This is a genomic window from Microbacterium sp. (genome assembly GCF_031178525.1).
GTDB lineage: Bacteria > Actinomycetota > Actinomycetes > Actinomycetales > Microbacteriaceae > Microbacterium.
This window is the reverse complement of record NZ_JAPSJA010000037.1, coordinates 1-15,381: the sequence shown is the minus strand read 5'-3', so window position 1 is coordinate 15,381 and position 15,381 is coordinate 1. Positions and strand designations below refer to the sequence as shown.

Genomic DNA, 15,381 nt, shown 5'->3' with positions numbered 1-15,381 from the left:
GACGGCTTCTGGGCCGTCAACACGCTCGCGATGCACGTCGAGTGGGACGCGCGCGGTGAGGACACGGCGGAGATCCGCGAGGTCGTCACGCGCGACATCGATCAGGGCCTGCTGCTCGACGCGTATGCCGACCGCCTCGTCGTGAAGGCGTACGACTTCGCCGCGGACGAGCAGCTGCGGGAGGTCGTGATCCCGAACCCCCTCGTGGCCAGCGAAACCGTCGCCGCTCCGGTCGTCGAAGCCGGTGAGCCGCGGATCGTGTCGATGCATCACCGCGGCATCAAGCCCGGCGCCAAGCTGACGGTGGACGAGGGCGAGTGGACCGAGGGGGCGACCTTCCGCTACCAGTGGCTCGCCGACGGCACGCCGATCCGGGGCGCGACGAGCGAGCAGTTCCACCTGACCGGTTCGTGGAAGGGGCGCGACGTCTCGGTGCGCGTGACGGGCGAGGTGGACGGCCTCCTGCCCGCGACCGCAGAGTCGGAGCCCGTGCGGATCCCCTGATCCGGCCCGGCGGAGGGCACGGAGCGCTGGTCGCTCCGTGCCCTCCGTCATCGCGTGGATCCGGCGTCAGCCCTCGCCGAAGATCCGCTTCAGGATGCCGGTCTTCTTCTTGGGGTCGAGCTGCTTCTGCAGGTACACGGTGCCGAGCCAGCGGTCGAACTTGTAGCCGACCTTGCCCATCCTGCCCACCTCGACGAAGCCGAGCTTCTCGTGCAGCGCGATGGATCCCTCTGCGCCCTTGTCGCTGATCACGGCGACGAGCTGGCGCAGGCCGATCTCCTCGCAGGCCGCGATGAGCGCCTCGAGGAGAGCACGGCCCAGCCCCTTGCCCGTCGCCGCCTGCCCGAGGTAGATCGAGTTCTCGACCGTGTAGCGGAAGGCCGACTTGCCCGCCCACGGCGACACGAGCGCGTAGCCCAGCACCTGACCGGTCGGGCCGACGGCGACGAGGAACGGCAGGCCCAGCTTCTGCAGGTGCTCGAACTTCTCGCGCCACTTCTTCTGCGTCCACGGCTTCTCGTCGAACGTCACGACGGAGTTGCGCACGTAGTAGTTGTAGATCTCGCGGATGTCGGGGATATCCGCGAGCGTCGCCGGGCGGATCTCATACGAGAACGGCCGCTCCGGAGCGGGCTGCCTGCGCAGGTGGCGCGGCAGCACGCGGCGCTTCTGGTACTCCTCCTCCAGCATGCGCCAAGCCTACGGCCGCGCCGGGATGCGCCAGTCGACCGGCGCCGCGCCCTGCTGCTCGAGCAGCGCGTTCACGCGGGAGAACGGCCGCGAGCCGAAGAACCCGCGGCTCGCGGACAGCGGCGACGGATGCGCCGACTCCACCCAGGGCACGCCGCCCTCCGTGCCGGACGACTGCAGCAGGGGCTTGAGCCCCGCCGCGTCGCGTCCCCACAGGATCGCCACGAGCGGCCCGCCACGCGCGACGAGCGTCCGGATGGCGTGCTCGGTGACGCGCTCCCAGCCCCAGCCGCGGTGCGACGCGGGAGCGCCGGGACGTACGGTGAGCACGCGATTGAGCAGCATGACGCCCTGGTCGCTCCAGGCCGAGAGGTCGCCGTGCGGCGCGGGGTCGATGCCGAGATCCTCCCGCAGCTCGCGGTAGATGTTGACGAGGCTGCGCGGCAGCGGGCGCACGTGCTCCTCCACCGCGAACGACAGCCCGATCGGATGCCCCGGCGTCGGATACGGATCCTGTCCGACGATCAGCACGCGCACATCCGCGAGCGGCCGCTGGAAAGCGCGCAGCACCCGATCCCCCGCGGGCAGGTAGCCGTGTCCGGCCTCGACCTCGGCGCGCAGGCGCTCACCGAGTGCCGCGATGTCACCGGCCACCGGCGCGAGCGCGTCGGCCCAGCCGGCGTCCATCATCCCCGCGGCGGCGAGCTCGGGCAGGGTCTTCGCCATGTCGCCCCTCGTGCTCAGGCGGAGGCCTCGAGACCGGCGTCCTCCTCGCGCACCGTGCCCTTCCACGACCAGGGGAAGTCGATCCACAGATCGGTCGCCTTCCAGGCGTAGTCGGGCTCGATGATCGTCGTCGGCTTGGTGTAGATCGTGACGGAGCGGACGTCCGCGCCCTGGGCCTTCAGCAGGTTCACGGCGAGCGCGAGCGTGCGGCCCGAGTCGGCGACGTCGTCGACGAGCAGCACGCGACGGCCACCCAGGTACGCCATGTCGAGCTCGGGCGGCAGCACCTCCGGCGCGTCCAGCACGGTGCCGATGCCGGTGTAGAACTCGACGTTCAGCGCGCCGCAGTTCTTCGCGCCCAGACCGTACGCGATCGCTCCCGCGGGGAGCAGCCCGCCGCGCGCGATCGCCACGACCACCTCGGGCTCGAATCCGTCGTCCAGGATGCGCCTTGCCAGTTCGCGCGTCGCCTCGCCGAAGCCGTCCCAGGTGAGTGTCTCGCGGATGTGGGTGTCTGCCACGGGGGTCCTTTCGTCGTCAGTCGCGCGGCGTCAGCGGGCCGCGGGCAAGAAGGTGCTGCGCCGACTGCGCGACGGGGCGCATCGTGACGAGATCGAGGTTGACGTGCCGGGGCGCGTTCAGCGCGTACGCGATCACGTCCGCGACGTCTTCGGCGAGCAGCGGCCCGTCGACGCCCTCGTACAGCGCGTCGGCGGCGGCCTTGTCGCCCACGCGGTTGAGGGTGAACTCCTCGGTGTGCACCATGCCCGGCGCGACCTCGATCACGCGGATGGGCTCGCCGTTCAGCTCCTGGCGCAACGCGTGCACGAGCATCGCCTCTCCCGCCTTCGCGGCGTTGTAGCCGCCGCCCCCGGGATACGCCACCTGGGACGCCGTGGAGGTCACGAACAGCGTGTCGGCGTGCGTGGCTCCGGATCGGATCGCCTCGCGCAGCTGAGGAAGCAGCGCCCGCACGAGACGCTGACCCGAGAGCACGTTGACCTCGTACATCCAGGTCCAGTCGTCCGGGTCACCGTCCTCGACGCGATCGGTGCCGCGCGCGCCGCCCGCCACGTGCACGAGCGAGTGGAGGCCGCCCGTGGCCGCGATGTGCGCCGTGAGCGCGTCGACGTCGGCCTGCGACGTGAGGTCCGCCGCGAAGACCGCGGCGCCGGTCTCTTGCGCGAGCGTCTCGAGGCGCTCGGCACGGCGTGCGACGCCGAGCACGTCCCATCCGGATGCTCGCAGCGCCCGCACCGCGGCGGCGCCGATCCCCGAGCTCGCTCCGGTCACGACCGCGCGCCTCACGGCGCCTGCTTGTGTGTCTGCCACCCCTCAACCGTACCCGCGCGCACGGGGCGTATATGACGTCACGTGTCCCTTCCGTTGCCCGCTCCGGGCCGCGGACGTAACGTCTCTGCAAGGCCCCGCAAGGGCCGCCGACTTCACCCGGACCGGAGGTTCCCCATGACCGATGACGCCACGCCGCAGCAGCTGCGCTTCGAGACTCTGCAGATCCACGCCGGTGCCGCGCCGGACCCGGTCACGGGCGCTCGTGCGACGCCGATCTACCAGACCACGTCGTACGTGTTCCGTGACTCCGACCACGCGAAGAACCTGTTCGCCCTGGCGGAGACCGGCAACATCTACACGCGCATCCAGAATCCCACGCAGGACGTCGTCGAGCAGCGTCTCGCCGCGCTCGAGGGCGGCACGGGCGCGCTGCTCGTCGCGAGCGGCCAGGCCGCCGAGACGTTCGCGGTGCTGAACATCGCGCAGGCGGGCGACCACATCGTCTCGTCGTCGTCGATCTACGGCGGCACGTACAACCTGTTCAAGTACACCCTCGCGAAGCTCGGCATCGAGGTCACGTTCGTCGAGAACCAGGACGACCCCGGCGCCTGGCGCGCGGCCGTCCGCCCGAACACCAAGCTGTTCTTCGCCGAGACGATCGGCAACCCGGCGATCAACGTGCTCGACATCCGCACGGTCGCCGACATCGCCCACGAGAACGGCGTGCCGCTGATCGTCGACAACACGATCGCGACGCCGTACCTGATCCGCCCGTTCGAGCACGGCGCCGACATCATCGTGCACTCCGCGACCAAGTTCCTCGGCGGTCACGGCACCGTGATCGGCGGCGTGCTGATCGACGGCGGCACCTTCAAGTGGTCCGAGAACAGCGAGCGGTTCCCGGGACTCACGACGCCCGACCCTTCGTACCACGGCGCCGTCTACACCGATGCGGTGGGCGACGAGCTGGCGTACATCATCAAGGCGCGCGTGCAGCTGCTGCGCGACCTGGGCGCGGCGATCTCGCCGCAGAGCGCGTGGCAGCTGATCCAGGGCATCGAGACGCTGTCGCTGCGCATCGAGCGCCACGTGCACAACGCGCAGCACGTCGCCGAGTGGCTCGAGAACCACCCGGACGTCGCCACGGTGAACTACTCGGGCCTGCCCACCTCGCCCTGGTACTCCGCGGCGAACACGTACGCGCCCAAGGGCGTCGGCGCGGTGCTGTCGTTCGAGCTGAAGGGCGGCGTCGACGCCGGCCGGGCCTTCGTCGACTCGCTGAAGCTGTTCAGCCACCTGGCGAACATCGGCGACGTGCGCTCGCTCGTCATCCACCCCGCCTCGACCACGCACTCGCAGCTCACGCCCGAGCAGCAGCTCAGCGCCGGCGTCACGCCGGGCCTCGTGCGGCTCTCAGTCGGCCTCGAGAACGTCGAGGACCTCGTCGCCGACCTGGAGCAGGCACTCGCGACCGCGCGCGCCGCGTCGGCCGCCGCGCGCGCGTAACGCCCGCCAAGCCGCGAGACCTCATCCCGCGCACGAGTCATCGCCGCACGGCGATGACTCGTGACGCGGATGAGGTCTCGCGGTGTGTGGGGGCGTAACAGTGGCCGGAGGCGCACCTGCCGCCCGGCACAATGGGCCTATGGACTGGCAGATCTCCGAGGACACGGTGCCGTCGAGCGTCGTCACGGAGGCCGATGCCCGGTCCATGGTCGGACGCCCGCCCGCGTCCGGCGCCTGGCGTGACGGCGACCCTGCCGGCGACCGCCGCTTCGCGGGCTTCGGCGAGCTGCGCCTCGAGGGCGGCGGCGTGCTGCCGTCGTTCCGGCTCGCGTACGAGACGTGGGGCGAGCTGAACGCCGCGCGCGACAACGCCATCCTGATCGCGCACGCGCTCACGGGCGACGGCCACGTCCGCGGCGACGCAGGGCCCGGGCATCCCACGGCCGGCTGGTGGGGCGACGTCGTCGGCCCCGGGGCCCCGATCGACACCGACCGCTGGTTCGTCGTCGCGCCGAACATCCTCGGCGGCTGCCAGGGCTCCACGGGCCCCGCGAGCATCCATCCGGACGGCGAGGCCTGGGCGTCCCGCTTCCCGTACCTGACGGTCAGGGATCAGGTGGCCGCGCAGGTGCGCCTCGCGGACGCGCTGGGCGTCGACGTGTGGGCGGCCGTGATCGGCGGCTCGATGGGCGGCATGCACGCGCTCGAGTGGGGCGTGACGCATCCGGATCGGCTCGCGCGCCTGGCCGTGCTGTCGGCGCCGCCGCTGACGACCGCGGATCAGATCGCCCTGAACTCCGTGCAGCTGCAGGCGATCGACATGGATCCGCGCTTCCGCGGCGGCGAGTACTACGACGCCGCGGATGGCGACGGCCCGCACCGCGGCCTCGCCCTGGCGCGGCGCATGGCGCTGCTGAACTATCGCAGCCCCACCGAGCTGAACTCGCGGTTCCAGCGCTCGTGGCAGTCGGGCGTCAGCCCGCTCGGCCACGGCGGCCGCTTCGCGGTGGAGTCGTACCTCGACTTCCACGGCAACAAGTTCACGCGGCGCTTCGACGCGAACACGTACGTCCGGCTCGTCGGCGCGATGGACTCGCACGACGTCGGCCGCGAGCGCGGCGGCGTCGAGGCGGCGCTCGGACGCGTCACCGCGACGACGCTCGTGCTCGGCATCGACTCGGATCGCCTGTTCCCGATCGACGGCCAGCACCGGATCGCGCGCGGCATCCCCCGCACGCTGGACGGCGACGAGGCGGTCGTGCTGAACAGCGACTTCGGGCATGACGGCTTCCTGATCGAGACGGCCGCTGTCGGGTCCCACCTGCGGCGACTGCTCGCCGCCGGCTGAGCGAAGCCGTCCGCCCCCCCGCGTTCCGGTGGCGGGTGCGATCGCCGCTAGGCGCCGAGCCGGGCGCGCAGCGAGTCGAGCAGCACGTGCGCCGCCAGTTCGAAGGCCCCCTCGGCGCGCGCGCCGCGGTCGGACTCGTCGGCCAGCACCCTGCCGAGGGTGCGTGTCGGCCCGTCGGCCCGCCAGACGTCCGCCGGCGACGCCAGATCGAGGCCGAACCCGATGGCGAACGCGTCGATCAGCGTCACGAGGGTGAGGATCTCGCCGTCTGGGAAGCCCGCTTCGGCCAGCGCCGTCGCCAGCTCGTCATAGGCGTCGATCACGGCGGGATGGGTGATCGTCTTGCCGACCAGCAGCGGGACGAGCAGGGGGTGATCCGCGTACATGCGCCGGTGGGCGCGCATCAGCCGCAGCAGGAACCCATCCCACCGCTCCCCCGCCTCGGGGTGCACGGCGTAGCGCGCGACCAGCCGGCCGCGCATCAGCTCGATGATGCCGTCCCGCCCGTCGACGTGGTTGTACAGCGACGAGGGCCGCACCCCCAGTCGACGCGCGATCGCGTTCACCCCGAAGGGCTCTCCCGAGTTCACGAGCTCCAGGCCCGCATCGGCGATCCGTTCGGGTGACAGCACTGCCACGCGCGGTCTCGGCACCGGGCCGTCCTCTCGCCGGATCGGGATCGGAGGAGCCGCCGGGTCTTCCGTCAGGGAGCTCCCATGTGCATAATAACGAACACCGTTCGTACGAATACCATTCGTTTTCGAAGGACGCCCCACCCCACCCGCCGGTCCCACCCACCCGGAGCTCTCATGACTGCCCTCGACCTGTCCACCCGCGTGCCCCTGCGCCTCCCCACCGCGACCGCCACGTTCGCCATCGGCATCGCCGGCTACCTCGGCGTGAACCTCTCGCCGTACATGATCACCGCCGCGCAGGAGGGCCTCGGCCTCGACGTGCTCGCCGCCAGCTGGCTCGTCACCGCGACCCTGCTGCTGACCGCCGTCACGGGTCTGGGGATCGCTCCGCTGTGCGCCGGTGCGCGCCGGCTGGTCGTCGCGCGGGTCGGACTGGTCGTCGCGATCGCGGGCTTCGCCGCGGCCGCCCTGGTCCCGTCGCTCATCGCGGTCGGTCTGCTGCTCGGCGGCATCGGCGCCGGCGGCGCCGTGGCGGCCTCGGGCGCCGCGCTCGCCGCGTTCCGCAACCCCGACCGCGTCGCGGGCTTCAACGGCCTCGCCAACCGCGCCGTGATGACGATCGTCCTGGCCGCCGTGCCGGCCATCGGCCTCGCGCCGTTGAACGTGTTCGGGGCCCTGGCGCTGTTCAGCCTGATCGGCCTGCTCGTCTCCGTGTGGCTCCCCGCCGCTCCGGTCGCGGCACCGCAGGCCGGGGCCGCGATCGCGGAGGCGGTGCCGATCGAGGTCGCCCCGACGGGCACGATCCGCGCGCCGCGCCCCGCCTCGCGCGCGGTGACGATCGCGGGCTTCGGACTGCTCGCGGTGTTCGCCCTCTGGGCCGTCAGCGAGGACTCGCTGTGGGCCATGGCGGGTGTCATGGGCGCCGACCTCGCGGGCCTCACCCCCGAGGGTCTCGGCATCGCCCTGAGCGGCTCGACGGCGGGCGGACTGCTCGGCTCGGTCGCGCTCATGGTGCTGGGCGACCGACTGGGTCGCGCCGTGCCCCTCGTCGTGCTGCTCGTCGCGGGCGGCGCGCTCAAGATCACCGAGGGCTTCGTCACGGATCCGACCGTGTTCATCGTCGTCTTCATCGCGTGGAACACGATCTACGCGGTCGCCTTCATGTACTTCGTCGCGACGTCCGCCGCCCTGGACGCCGAAGGCCGCTGGTCCGGCCCGCTGTTCGCCGTCTACCTCGTGGGCTCCGCCCTCACCCCCGTGATCGGTGCCGCCCTCGTGGGCGTGTTCGGATACCAGGGCTTCGCGCTCACGCTCGGCGTCGCGAGCTTCGTGCTCGCCGTTCCCGCCGGAGCGATCGCGCTGCTGTCCACGCGACTCGACCGCGCCGCGGCTCGCCGAAGCGAGGCCGTCGCATGACCCGCACGCTCTATCGCAACGCGCGGGTGTTCACCGCCGACCGACCCGGCTTCGCGGAGGCGCTCGTGGTGGACGACGCGCGCATCGCGTTCGTCGGCGCCGAATCGGATGCCGCGGCGCAGGCCGGGCCGTCCGCGGCGTCGGTCGATCTCGAGGGACGGCTCGTGCTGCCGGGATTCGTCGATGCGCACACGCACCTGCTGATGACGGGAGACGCGCTCGGCCAGGTCGGCCTGACGCCGGCGCGCACGCTCGCCGAGATCCAGGATCTGCTCCGCCGGGCCCGCGCAGAGAACGACGCCGGTGCGCCCCTGCGCGGACGGGGCTGGCTCTTCGACGCCGTTGCGGGCGGCCGGCCGACCGCCGCGATGATCGACGAGGCGGTGGCCGACGTGCCCGTCTACCTCGATGCGAACGACTATCACTCGTGCTGGGTGAACTCCGCCGCGCTGGCCGAGCTCGGGATCACGCGCGAGACGCCCGATCCGATCGGCGGACGCATCGGGCGGGACGTGCACGGCGAGCCGGACGGCATGCTGTACGAGACCGCCGCGCAGCGGTTCGCGTGGGCTCACCGCGACGCGACCACGACCGACGCGCAGCGGGATGCGTCCGTCGAGCGCGTGATCGCGGCGTACCTCGCGGCCGGCGTCACGGGCGTGGTCGACATGGCGTTCGACGAGCACGGCCTGGCGGCGTTCGAGCGCGCGCACGCGCGCCGCAGCGGCGCTCTGCCCCTGCGCGTCGCCGCCCACTGGTTCGTGGCGAACACGGGAGACGACGACGCCAACCTCGCTCAGGTCGCGCGCGCGGCCGAGCTCGCGGCGGAACAGGGCGCCGTGCGCGTGGTCGGCATCAAGCTGGTGCTCGACGGCACGATCGACGCCTGCACGGCGGCAATGCGCGATCCGTACGCGAACGGCTCGAACGCCGAGCCGATCTGGCCCGCCGAGCGGCTGGGCCCCGTGGTCGCCGCCGCTGACGCGGCCGGGCTGCAGATCGCGCTGCACGCGATCGGCGACGCCGCCAGCACCATGGCGCTCGACGCGATCGAGCAGGCGATCGTGGCGAACGGCTCGCGGCCGCGCCGGCATCGGATCGAGCACCTGGAGTACGCGGCCCCCGGCACGGCTGAGCGCATGGCCCGGCTCGGCGTCACGGCGTCGATGCAGCCGGTGCACGCGGATCCGGCGATCTTCGCGAACTGGGCAACGCAGCTCGGCGACGCCCGCACCGAGCGGGGCTTCGCGTGGCGCGAGTACGAGGAGGCCGGCGCGCTCCTCGCCTTCTCGACGGATGCTCCCACGGCCCCTCTGGACGCCCTCGCGAACATGTACGTCGCCGCGACGCGTGCGTCGGCCCTGGACCCGTCGGTGGCCGCCGTGCATCCGCAGCACGCGCTCCCCCTGGATCGCGCCGTGGCGCACGCGACGCGCGATGCCGCGATCTCGGTCGGCGATGGGTCGTGGCGCGGACGCCTCGCGCCAGGCTTCGCGGCCGACTTCGCGGTCATCGACGCCGATCCGTTCGGCGATCCGGCCGCGCTGCTGACCACGCGCGTGGTCCGGACGGTCGTCGACGGGCGCACCGAGTTCGGCGGCTGACCGGCTCAGGCGCCGAGCATGCCCTCCACGGCGCGCAGCAGCAGCTCGGAGCGGTCCGAGCCGGCGCCCCAGCGGACGAGGCCCTGCGCGCCCGTGCCGTCGATCATGGCGAGCACCTGCCAGGCGGCCTGGGCGGCGTCGGTCACGCGGAAGTCGGCCGTCGCGACGCCTGCCTCGACGACGCCCCGCACCAGGCGCTGCCACGCGTCCATCTGCGCGCGCACCGCGGCCGCGAGCACGTCGTTGCGGCGCCCGAGCGCCCACGCCTCCACCCACACGGCGGTCACCTCGTCGCGCTCACCGCTCGCGAGCGTCCGGATCAGCGCGGCCAGCGCCGCGCGCGGATCGGCCGAGGCCGCCACGATCGCGGTCACCTCGTCGAGCTCGCGCGCCACGATGCCCGCGAAGGCGTCGGCGACGAGGGCGTCCATCCCGTCGTCTGCGTAGTGCGCCACGAGCGCGGGCGCGACGCCGGCGCGGGCGGCGACCCCGCGCAAAGTCACGGCGCCGAGGCCCTCGTCGAGCGCCACGGCGCGCGCCGCGTCGGCGATCGCGGCGCGGCGCTCCTCGGGTGCGCGGCGCGGTGCGCGCGGGCGTGGAGCGGTTGACACCCTGCCAGCGTAGCCGTTAGCGTCGACTTATTGATCGCATGATCAATAGAACGGAGACCCGGATGTCCTGGCGGATGCCCGCAGAGACCGCGCCGCACGAGCGCACCTGGATGGCCTTCCCGCGCGTGGGCCCGACGCTCGGCGAGACCGACGCCGAACGCGAGGCCGGCTACGCCGCCTGGGTGGCCGTCGCACACGCGGTCTCCCGCTTCGAGCCCGTGACGATGCTGGTCGATCCGAGCGAGCTCCCGCGCGCGCGGCGCATGCTGTCGACCGACATCGAGCTGATCGAGGCTCCGGTCGACGAGTTCTGGATGCGCGATCACGGCCCGACGTTCGTCACGGACGGCGAGCGCCTCGGTGCCGTCGACTGGATCTTCAACGGGTGGGGCGCGCCCGAGTGGGCGCAGTGGCAGCTGTCGGCAGCGCACGCGCGGCTGATCGCCGCGCACGTCGGCGCCGAGGTCGTGTCGTCGCTGCTCGTGAACGAGGGCGGCGGCATCCACGTCGACGGCGAAGGCACCGTACTCGTCACCGACACGGTGCAGCTGGATCCGCGCCGCAATCCGCTGGCCGACCGCGCGCGGGTGGAGGCCGAGCTGGCCCGCACGCTCGGTGCGAGGCGGGCCGTCTGGCTGCCGCGCGGACTCACGCGCGACTACGACGACTTCGGCACGAACGGGCACGTCGACATCGTCGCGAGCATTCCCTCCCCCGGTCGCCTGCTGCTGCACGACCAGCAGGATCCGGCGCATCCGGACCACGTCGTCACGCGCGAGCTGCGCGACGTCCTGCTCGACCAGACGGATGCCGCCGGGCGGCGGTTCGAGATCGTCGACCTCCCCGCGCCCGCGACGCTGACCGACGCGCACAGCCCCGTCGACTGGAGCTACGTGAACCACCTCGTCGTGAACGGCGGCGTGATCGCGTGCGGATTCGGCGAGCCCGAGGCGGATGGGCGGGCCGCCGCGATCCTCGCGGACGAGTATCCCGGTCGTGAGGTCGTGACGGTGGACGCGCGTGAGATCTTCGCGCGCGGCGGCGGCATCCACTGCATCACGCAGCAGCAGCCCGCCGTCACCGGCCAGGTCACGACGGGGGACGCCCGATGATCGAGGTGCACGAGGCGACGATCGCCGAGCTGCGCGCGGCGCTCGAGGACGGCCGGACCACGGCGGTCGGGCTGGTCGAGGCGTATCTCGCCCGCATCGACGCCTACGACGGCGAGCTCAACGCCGTGGTCGTGCGCAATCCCGACGCCATCGCCGAGGCTCGCGCTGCGGACCAGCGCCGCGCTGCAGGGAAGACCCTGGGACCGCTCGACGGCATCCCGTACACCGCGAAGGACAGCTACCTCGTGCGCGGCCTCACCGCCGCGGCGGGGAGCCCCGCATTCGCCGACCTCGTCGCGCAGCGCGACGCGTTCGCGATCGAGCGGCTGCGCGCGGGCGGCGCGATCTGCCTGGGCCTGACGAACATGCCGCCCATGGCCAACGGCGGCATGCAGCGGGGGCTGTACGGCCGCGCCGAGAGTCCGTACAACCGTGCGTACCTGACGAGCGCGTTCGGCTCGGGGTCGTCGAACGGGTCCGGCACGGCCACGTCCGCGAGCTTCGCGGCGTTCGGCCTGGGCGAGGAGACGTGGTCGAGCGGGCGAGCGCCGGCGTCGTGCAACGCGCTGTGCGCGTACACGCCCTCGCGCGGCGTGATCTCGGTGCGCGGCAACTGGCCGCTCGTGCCGACCATGGACGTCGTCGTGCCGCACACCCGCACGATGGCCGATCTGCTGGAGCTGCTCGACGTCGTCGTCGCTGCCGATCCCGACAGTCGGGGCGACTTCTGGCGCGCCCAGCCGTGGGTGCCGATCCCGCCCGTCTCGCGGCCTGCGTCCTACCGGGCGCTCGCGGCCGACGCCTCTCTCGCGGGCCGCCGCATCGGCGTTGCGCGCATGTACATCGGCCGCGATCCGGAGGCCGGCACGAACCCCGACGGCGGCATCGGGGGGTCCACCGGGCGGCGGATCGACACCCGCGCCTCGGTCCTGGAACTCTGGGGAGACGCGCGCGCGGCGCTCGAGGCGGCGGGCGCGGAGGTCGTCGAGGTCGACTTCCCGCTCGTGACGAACTACGAGGGCGACCGGCCCGGCGCGCCGACGATCCGCACGCGCGGTCTCGTGTCGCCCGACTACCTCGACCGGGAGATCCTCGACCTGTCGGCCTGGGCGTGGGAGGACTTCCTGGCCGCGAACGGCGATCCGGCTTTCTCGGGGCTCGCGGACGTCGACGGCGCCGCGATCTTCCCCGCGCCCGAGGGCGCACTTCCCGACCGTTACACGGGCTTCGACGACGACATCGCCGCGTACCCCGATTGGGCGCGCGCGCATCGCGGCACCGGGCTGGCGGACTTCGCCGACCTCGCGGAAGGCCTTGCGGGCCTCGAGGAGACGCGCCGGATCGACCTGGAGCGCTGGATGGACGTCCTCGGCCTCGACGCGGTCGTGTTCCCGGCCATGGCGGATGTCGCCCCGGCCGACATGGACGTGAACCCCGCGTCCGCCGATCTCGGCTGGCGCAACGGCGTGTGGGTCGCGAACGGCAACCTCGCGATCCGCCACCTCGGCGTGCCGACCGTCACGGTGCCGATGGGGACGATGCCCGACACCCGGATGCCCGTGGGCCTGACGTTCGCGGGCCGCGCCTACGACGACGTCGCGCTGCTCGCCCTTGCGACGGCCTTCGAGGCGACCGGCTCGCGCCGCACGCCTCCCCCGCTCACGCCGCCGCTCTGACCCCGGAGCACCGGGATGCGCAGCCCTCTCGGTCGCCGAGCGGAGCGCAGCGGACACGAGACGGCCCGGACGTCCCGCGACTCACGCCGCCAGATGTCCGGGCCGTCGGCCGCCGCGAGCTCACGCCACGCGGATGAGCTTCTTGTTGACGAACTCGTCGGCGGCGAGCAGACCGAGCTCGCGGGAGGTGCCGCTGCGCTTCACACCGCCGAACGGCAGCTCGGGGCTGTCTGCGAGCACGCAGTTGACGTAGACCATGCCCGCCTCGATCGCGTCCGCGACGCGGCCGGCCTGCGCAGGATCCGTCGAGAACACGTACGAGCCCAGCCCGAACGGCGTGTCGTTCGCGATGCGCACGGCATCCGCCTCGTCCGCCGCGCGGTAGACGACGCCGACCGGACCGAACAGCTCCTCGCGGTACACGTCCATGTCGGGCGTCACGCCGGTCAGGACCGTCGCGGGGAAGAACGCACCGTCGCGCGTGCCGCCCACGGCCACCTGGGCACCCTGGGCGACAGCCCGGTCCACCTGCTCCTGCAGGCGCTCGGCCGCCGCGAGCGACGACAGCGGCCCGAGGACGGTGTCCTCGTCCGTCGGATCGCCGATCTTGGCGGCCGCCATCGCGGCCGTGAACCTCTCCAGGAACGCGTCGTACAGCTCGTCGACCACCACGAAGCGCTTGGCGGCGTTGCACGACTGACCGGTGTTGTCCAAGCGCGCGTCCACGGCGTTCTGCACGACCGTGTCGAGGTCGTCCGTCGACAGCAGGACGAACGGATCCGATCCACCCAGCTCGAGCGCCACCTTCTTCAGGTGCTGCCCGGCAAGCGACGCCACGGCAGACCCCGCCCGCTCCGATCCCGTCACCGAGACGCCCTGCACGCGCGGGTCGGCGATGATCGTCGCGGCCTGCTCGTTCGAGGCGTACACGTTCGCGTAGCCGCCCTCGGGCAGGCCCGCGTCGGCGTAGATGCCCGCGAGGATCGCGGACGACTCGGGGCACTGCGGCGCGTGCTTCAGGATGATCGTGTTGCCGATCACGAGGTTCGGCGCCGCGAAGCGCGCGACCTGGTACGCCGGGAAGTTCCACGGCATGATCCCGAGCAGCGCGCCCAGCGGAGCGCGGCGCACGACCGCGCTCCCCTCGCCGAGGATGTCGATCGGCTGGTCCGCCGTGATCTTCTCGGCGTTGTCGGCGTAGAACTCCACGATGTCCGCGGCGAAGTCGACCTCGCCGCGCGACGCCTCGAGCGGCTTGCCCATCTCGCGCGTCATGGCCGCCGCGAGCTCCTCGCGGCGGCCGCGGTGCAGCTCGGCGATGCGGCGCACGACGGCCGCACGCTCCGCGACCGGCGTGGCGCGCCAGGCCTGGAAGCCCGCGTGCGCCGCGGCGATGGCGTCCTGGATCTCGGCGTCGGTGGCCTCGGGGTACTCCGCCACCGTCTCGCCGGTGGCGGGGTTCACGACTGCGTAGGTCATCGGATGCTCTCCTTTGCGCTGACAGGTGCTCCCACGGGAAGGATCCGACCGCGGAAGAATTCGGGCTGACGCACGGCCATGATCACCATGATGACCACGCCGAGCACCAGGATGGCGATGCCCAGGATGCCCACGATCCCGACGCCCGCGATGTTCTCACCCGAGCCGTACGTGGGGTCGAGCGAGTCGGACAGCGTCATGACGAACAGCGCGAGCAGGATGATGCCGCCCACCAGCGGCGCCAGGAAGCGCGTGAGGAAGGCCGACACCGAGTCGAACCACTGCTTGCGGAAGAACCACACGCACGCGAACGCCGTCAGGCCGTAGTAGAAGCAGATCATCATGCCGAGCGTGAGGATGGTGTCCCACAGCACGTTCTCGCTGACGAAGCGCATCACGGCGTAGAAGCCGCCCGCGACGGCCACCGACACCACGATCGCGAACACCGGCGTCCTGTGCGTGGGGTGCACGGAGTCGAACTTCGACGGCAGGGCCTTGTAGTGCCCCATCGCCAGCAGCGTGCGCGCGGGCCCGATGATCGTGGACTGCAGCGAGGCGGCCGAGCTGACCAGCACCGCGAGCGAGATCAGGAACGCCCACGGACCCATGATCGAGTCCGCCAGGCCGAAGAAGACGTTCTCCACGATGTCCTCGTTGAGCAGGCCGCCCTCGCTCTCGCCGACGCCGGCGAACATGATCAGGGCGAACGCGAGCAGCAGGTAGAGGCCGCCGACGACGATCACCGTGAGCGTTGCCGCGCGACCGGGTGTGCGCTCGGGAT

The 15,381-nt window shown here is 72.4% G+C and carries 14 protein-coding genes and 1 pseudogene; 7 read left to right on the top strand and 8 right to left on the bottom strand.

Going from position 1 to position 15,381, the window contains the following annotated elements:
* Window positions 1–504 (top strand): annotated as a pseudogene (locus RIF89_RS04510) (hypothetical protein); the annotation flags it as partial.
* A 66-nt stretch (window positions 505–570) separates the two neighbouring features.
* Here the strand turns inward: RIF89_RS04510 and RIF89_RS04505 are convergent.
* Genes RIF89_RS04505 through RIF89_RS04490 form a run of 4 tightly spaced genes read right to left on the bottom strand, consistent with a single transcriptional unit; the run spans window position 571 to window position 3,252 of the window.
* Window positions 571–1,194: an N-acetyltransferase family protein gene (locus RIF89_RS04505; RefSeq protein WP_309067944.1), complete on the bottom strand. Its 624-nt coding sequence runs from the start codon at window positions 1,192–1,194 to the stop codon at window positions 571–573.
* Window positions 1,195–1,203: 9 nt separating this feature from the next.
* Window positions 1,204–1,920 (bottom strand): uracil-DNA glycosylase, encoded by a 717-nt coding sequence (locus tag RIF89_RS04500; RefSeq protein ID WP_309067943.1) that lies wholly within the window; start codon window positions 1,918–1,920, stop codon window positions 1,204–1,206.
* A 14-nt stretch (window positions 1,921–1,934) separates the two neighbouring features.
* Window positions 1,935–2,441 carry a phosphoribosyltransferase gene (locus RIF89_RS04495; protein WP_309067942.1) on the bottom strand — a complete coding sequence of 169 codons (507 nt, stop codon included), beginning with the start codon at window positions 2,439–2,441 and terminating at the stop codon, window positions 1,935–1,937.
* A 16-nt stretch (window positions 2,442–2,457) separates the two neighbouring features.
* On the bottom strand, window positions 2,458–3,252 hold the full coding sequence (locus RIF89_RS04490; protein ID WP_309067941.1) for an SDR family oxidoreductase: 795 nt from the start codon (window positions 3,250–3,252) through the stop codon (window positions 2,458–2,460).
* A gap of 135 nt (window positions 3,253–3,387) precedes the next feature.
* Between RIF89_RS04490 and RIF89_RS04485 the strand changes: the two genes are divergently transcribed.
* Together RIF89_RS04485 and RIF89_RS04480 are read left to right on the top strand one after the other, a co-directional pair.
* Window positions 3,388–4,719, top strand: a complete 1,332-nt coding sequence (locus tag RIF89_RS04485; RefSeq protein WP_309067940.1) for a bifunctional o-acetylhomoserine/o-acetylserine sulfhydrylase — start codon at window positions 3,388–3,390, stop codon at window positions 4,717–4,719.
* A 139-nt stretch (window positions 4,720–4,858) separates the two neighbouring features.
* Entirely contained in the window at window positions 4,859–6,067 is a 1,209-nt protein-coding gene (locus RIF89_RS04480; RefSeq protein ID WP_309067939.1) for a homoserine O-acetyltransferase, read from the top strand.
* 47 nt (window positions 6,068–6,114) lie between these two features.
* Here RIF89_RS04480 and RIF89_RS04475 read toward each other — a convergent pair whose 3' ends face one another.
* Window positions 6,115–6,720 carry a TetR/AcrR family transcriptional regulator C-terminal domain-containing protein gene (locus RIF89_RS04475; RefSeq protein WP_309067938.1) on the bottom strand — a complete coding sequence of 202 codons (606 nt, stop codon included), beginning with the start codon at window positions 6,718–6,720 and terminating at the stop codon, window positions 6,115–6,117.
* A 156-nt stretch (window positions 6,721–6,876) separates the two neighbouring features.
* Between RIF89_RS04475 and RIF89_RS04470 the strand changes: the two genes are divergently transcribed.
* Window positions 6,877–8,118: an MFS transporter gene (locus RIF89_RS04470; protein ID WP_309067937.1), complete on the top strand. Its 1,242-nt coding sequence runs from the start codon at window positions 6,877–6,879 to the stop codon at window positions 8,116–8,118.
* A complete protein-coding gene (locus RIF89_RS04465; RefSeq protein WP_309067936.1) occupies window positions 8,115–9,722 on the top strand; it encodes an amidohydrolase in 1,608 nt (535 codons plus the stop codon). The genes RIF89_RS04470 and RIF89_RS04465 overlap by 4 nt, the downstream gene beginning before the upstream one ends.
* Before the next feature lie 5 nt (window positions 9,723–9,727).
* Here the strand turns inward: RIF89_RS04465 and RIF89_RS04460 are convergent, their stop codons facing one another.
* Window positions 9,728–10,333 carry a TetR family transcriptional regulator C-terminal domain-containing protein gene (locus RIF89_RS04460; RefSeq protein WP_309067935.1) on the bottom strand — a complete coding sequence of 202 codons (606 nt, stop codon included), beginning with the start codon at window positions 10,331–10,333 and terminating at the stop codon, window positions 9,728–9,730.
* Between the two features lie 62 nt (window positions 10,334–10,395).
* Between RIF89_RS04460 and RIF89_RS04455 the strand changes: the two genes are divergently transcribed.
* Window positions 10,396–11,445 carry an agmatine deiminase family protein gene (locus tag RIF89_RS04455; RefSeq protein ID WP_309067945.1) on the top strand — a complete coding sequence of 350 codons (1,050 nt, stop codon included), beginning with the start codon at window positions 10,396–10,398 and terminating at the stop codon, window positions 11,443–11,445.
* A complete protein-coding gene (locus tag RIF89_RS04450) occupies window positions 11,442–13,121 on the top strand; it encodes an amidase (protein ID WP_309067934.1) in 1,680 nt (559 codons plus the stop codon). The genes RIF89_RS04455 and RIF89_RS04450 overlap by 4 nt, the downstream gene beginning before the upstream one ends.
* Window positions 13,122–13,241: 120 nt before the next feature.
* Here the strand turns inward: RIF89_RS04450 and RIF89_RS04445 are convergent, their stop codons facing one another.
* Window positions 13,242–14,600, bottom strand: a complete 1,359-nt coding sequence (locus tag RIF89_RS04445) for an NAD-dependent succinate-semialdehyde dehydrogenase (protein WP_309067933.1) — start codon at window positions 14,598–14,600, stop codon at window positions 13,242–13,244.
* The coding region (locus RIF89_RS04440; RefSeq protein ID WP_375294427.1) for an APC family permease at window positions 14,597–15,381 on the bottom strand (785 nt) is incomplete at its 5' end. The genes RIF89_RS04440 and RIF89_RS04445, both read right to left, overlap by 4 nt.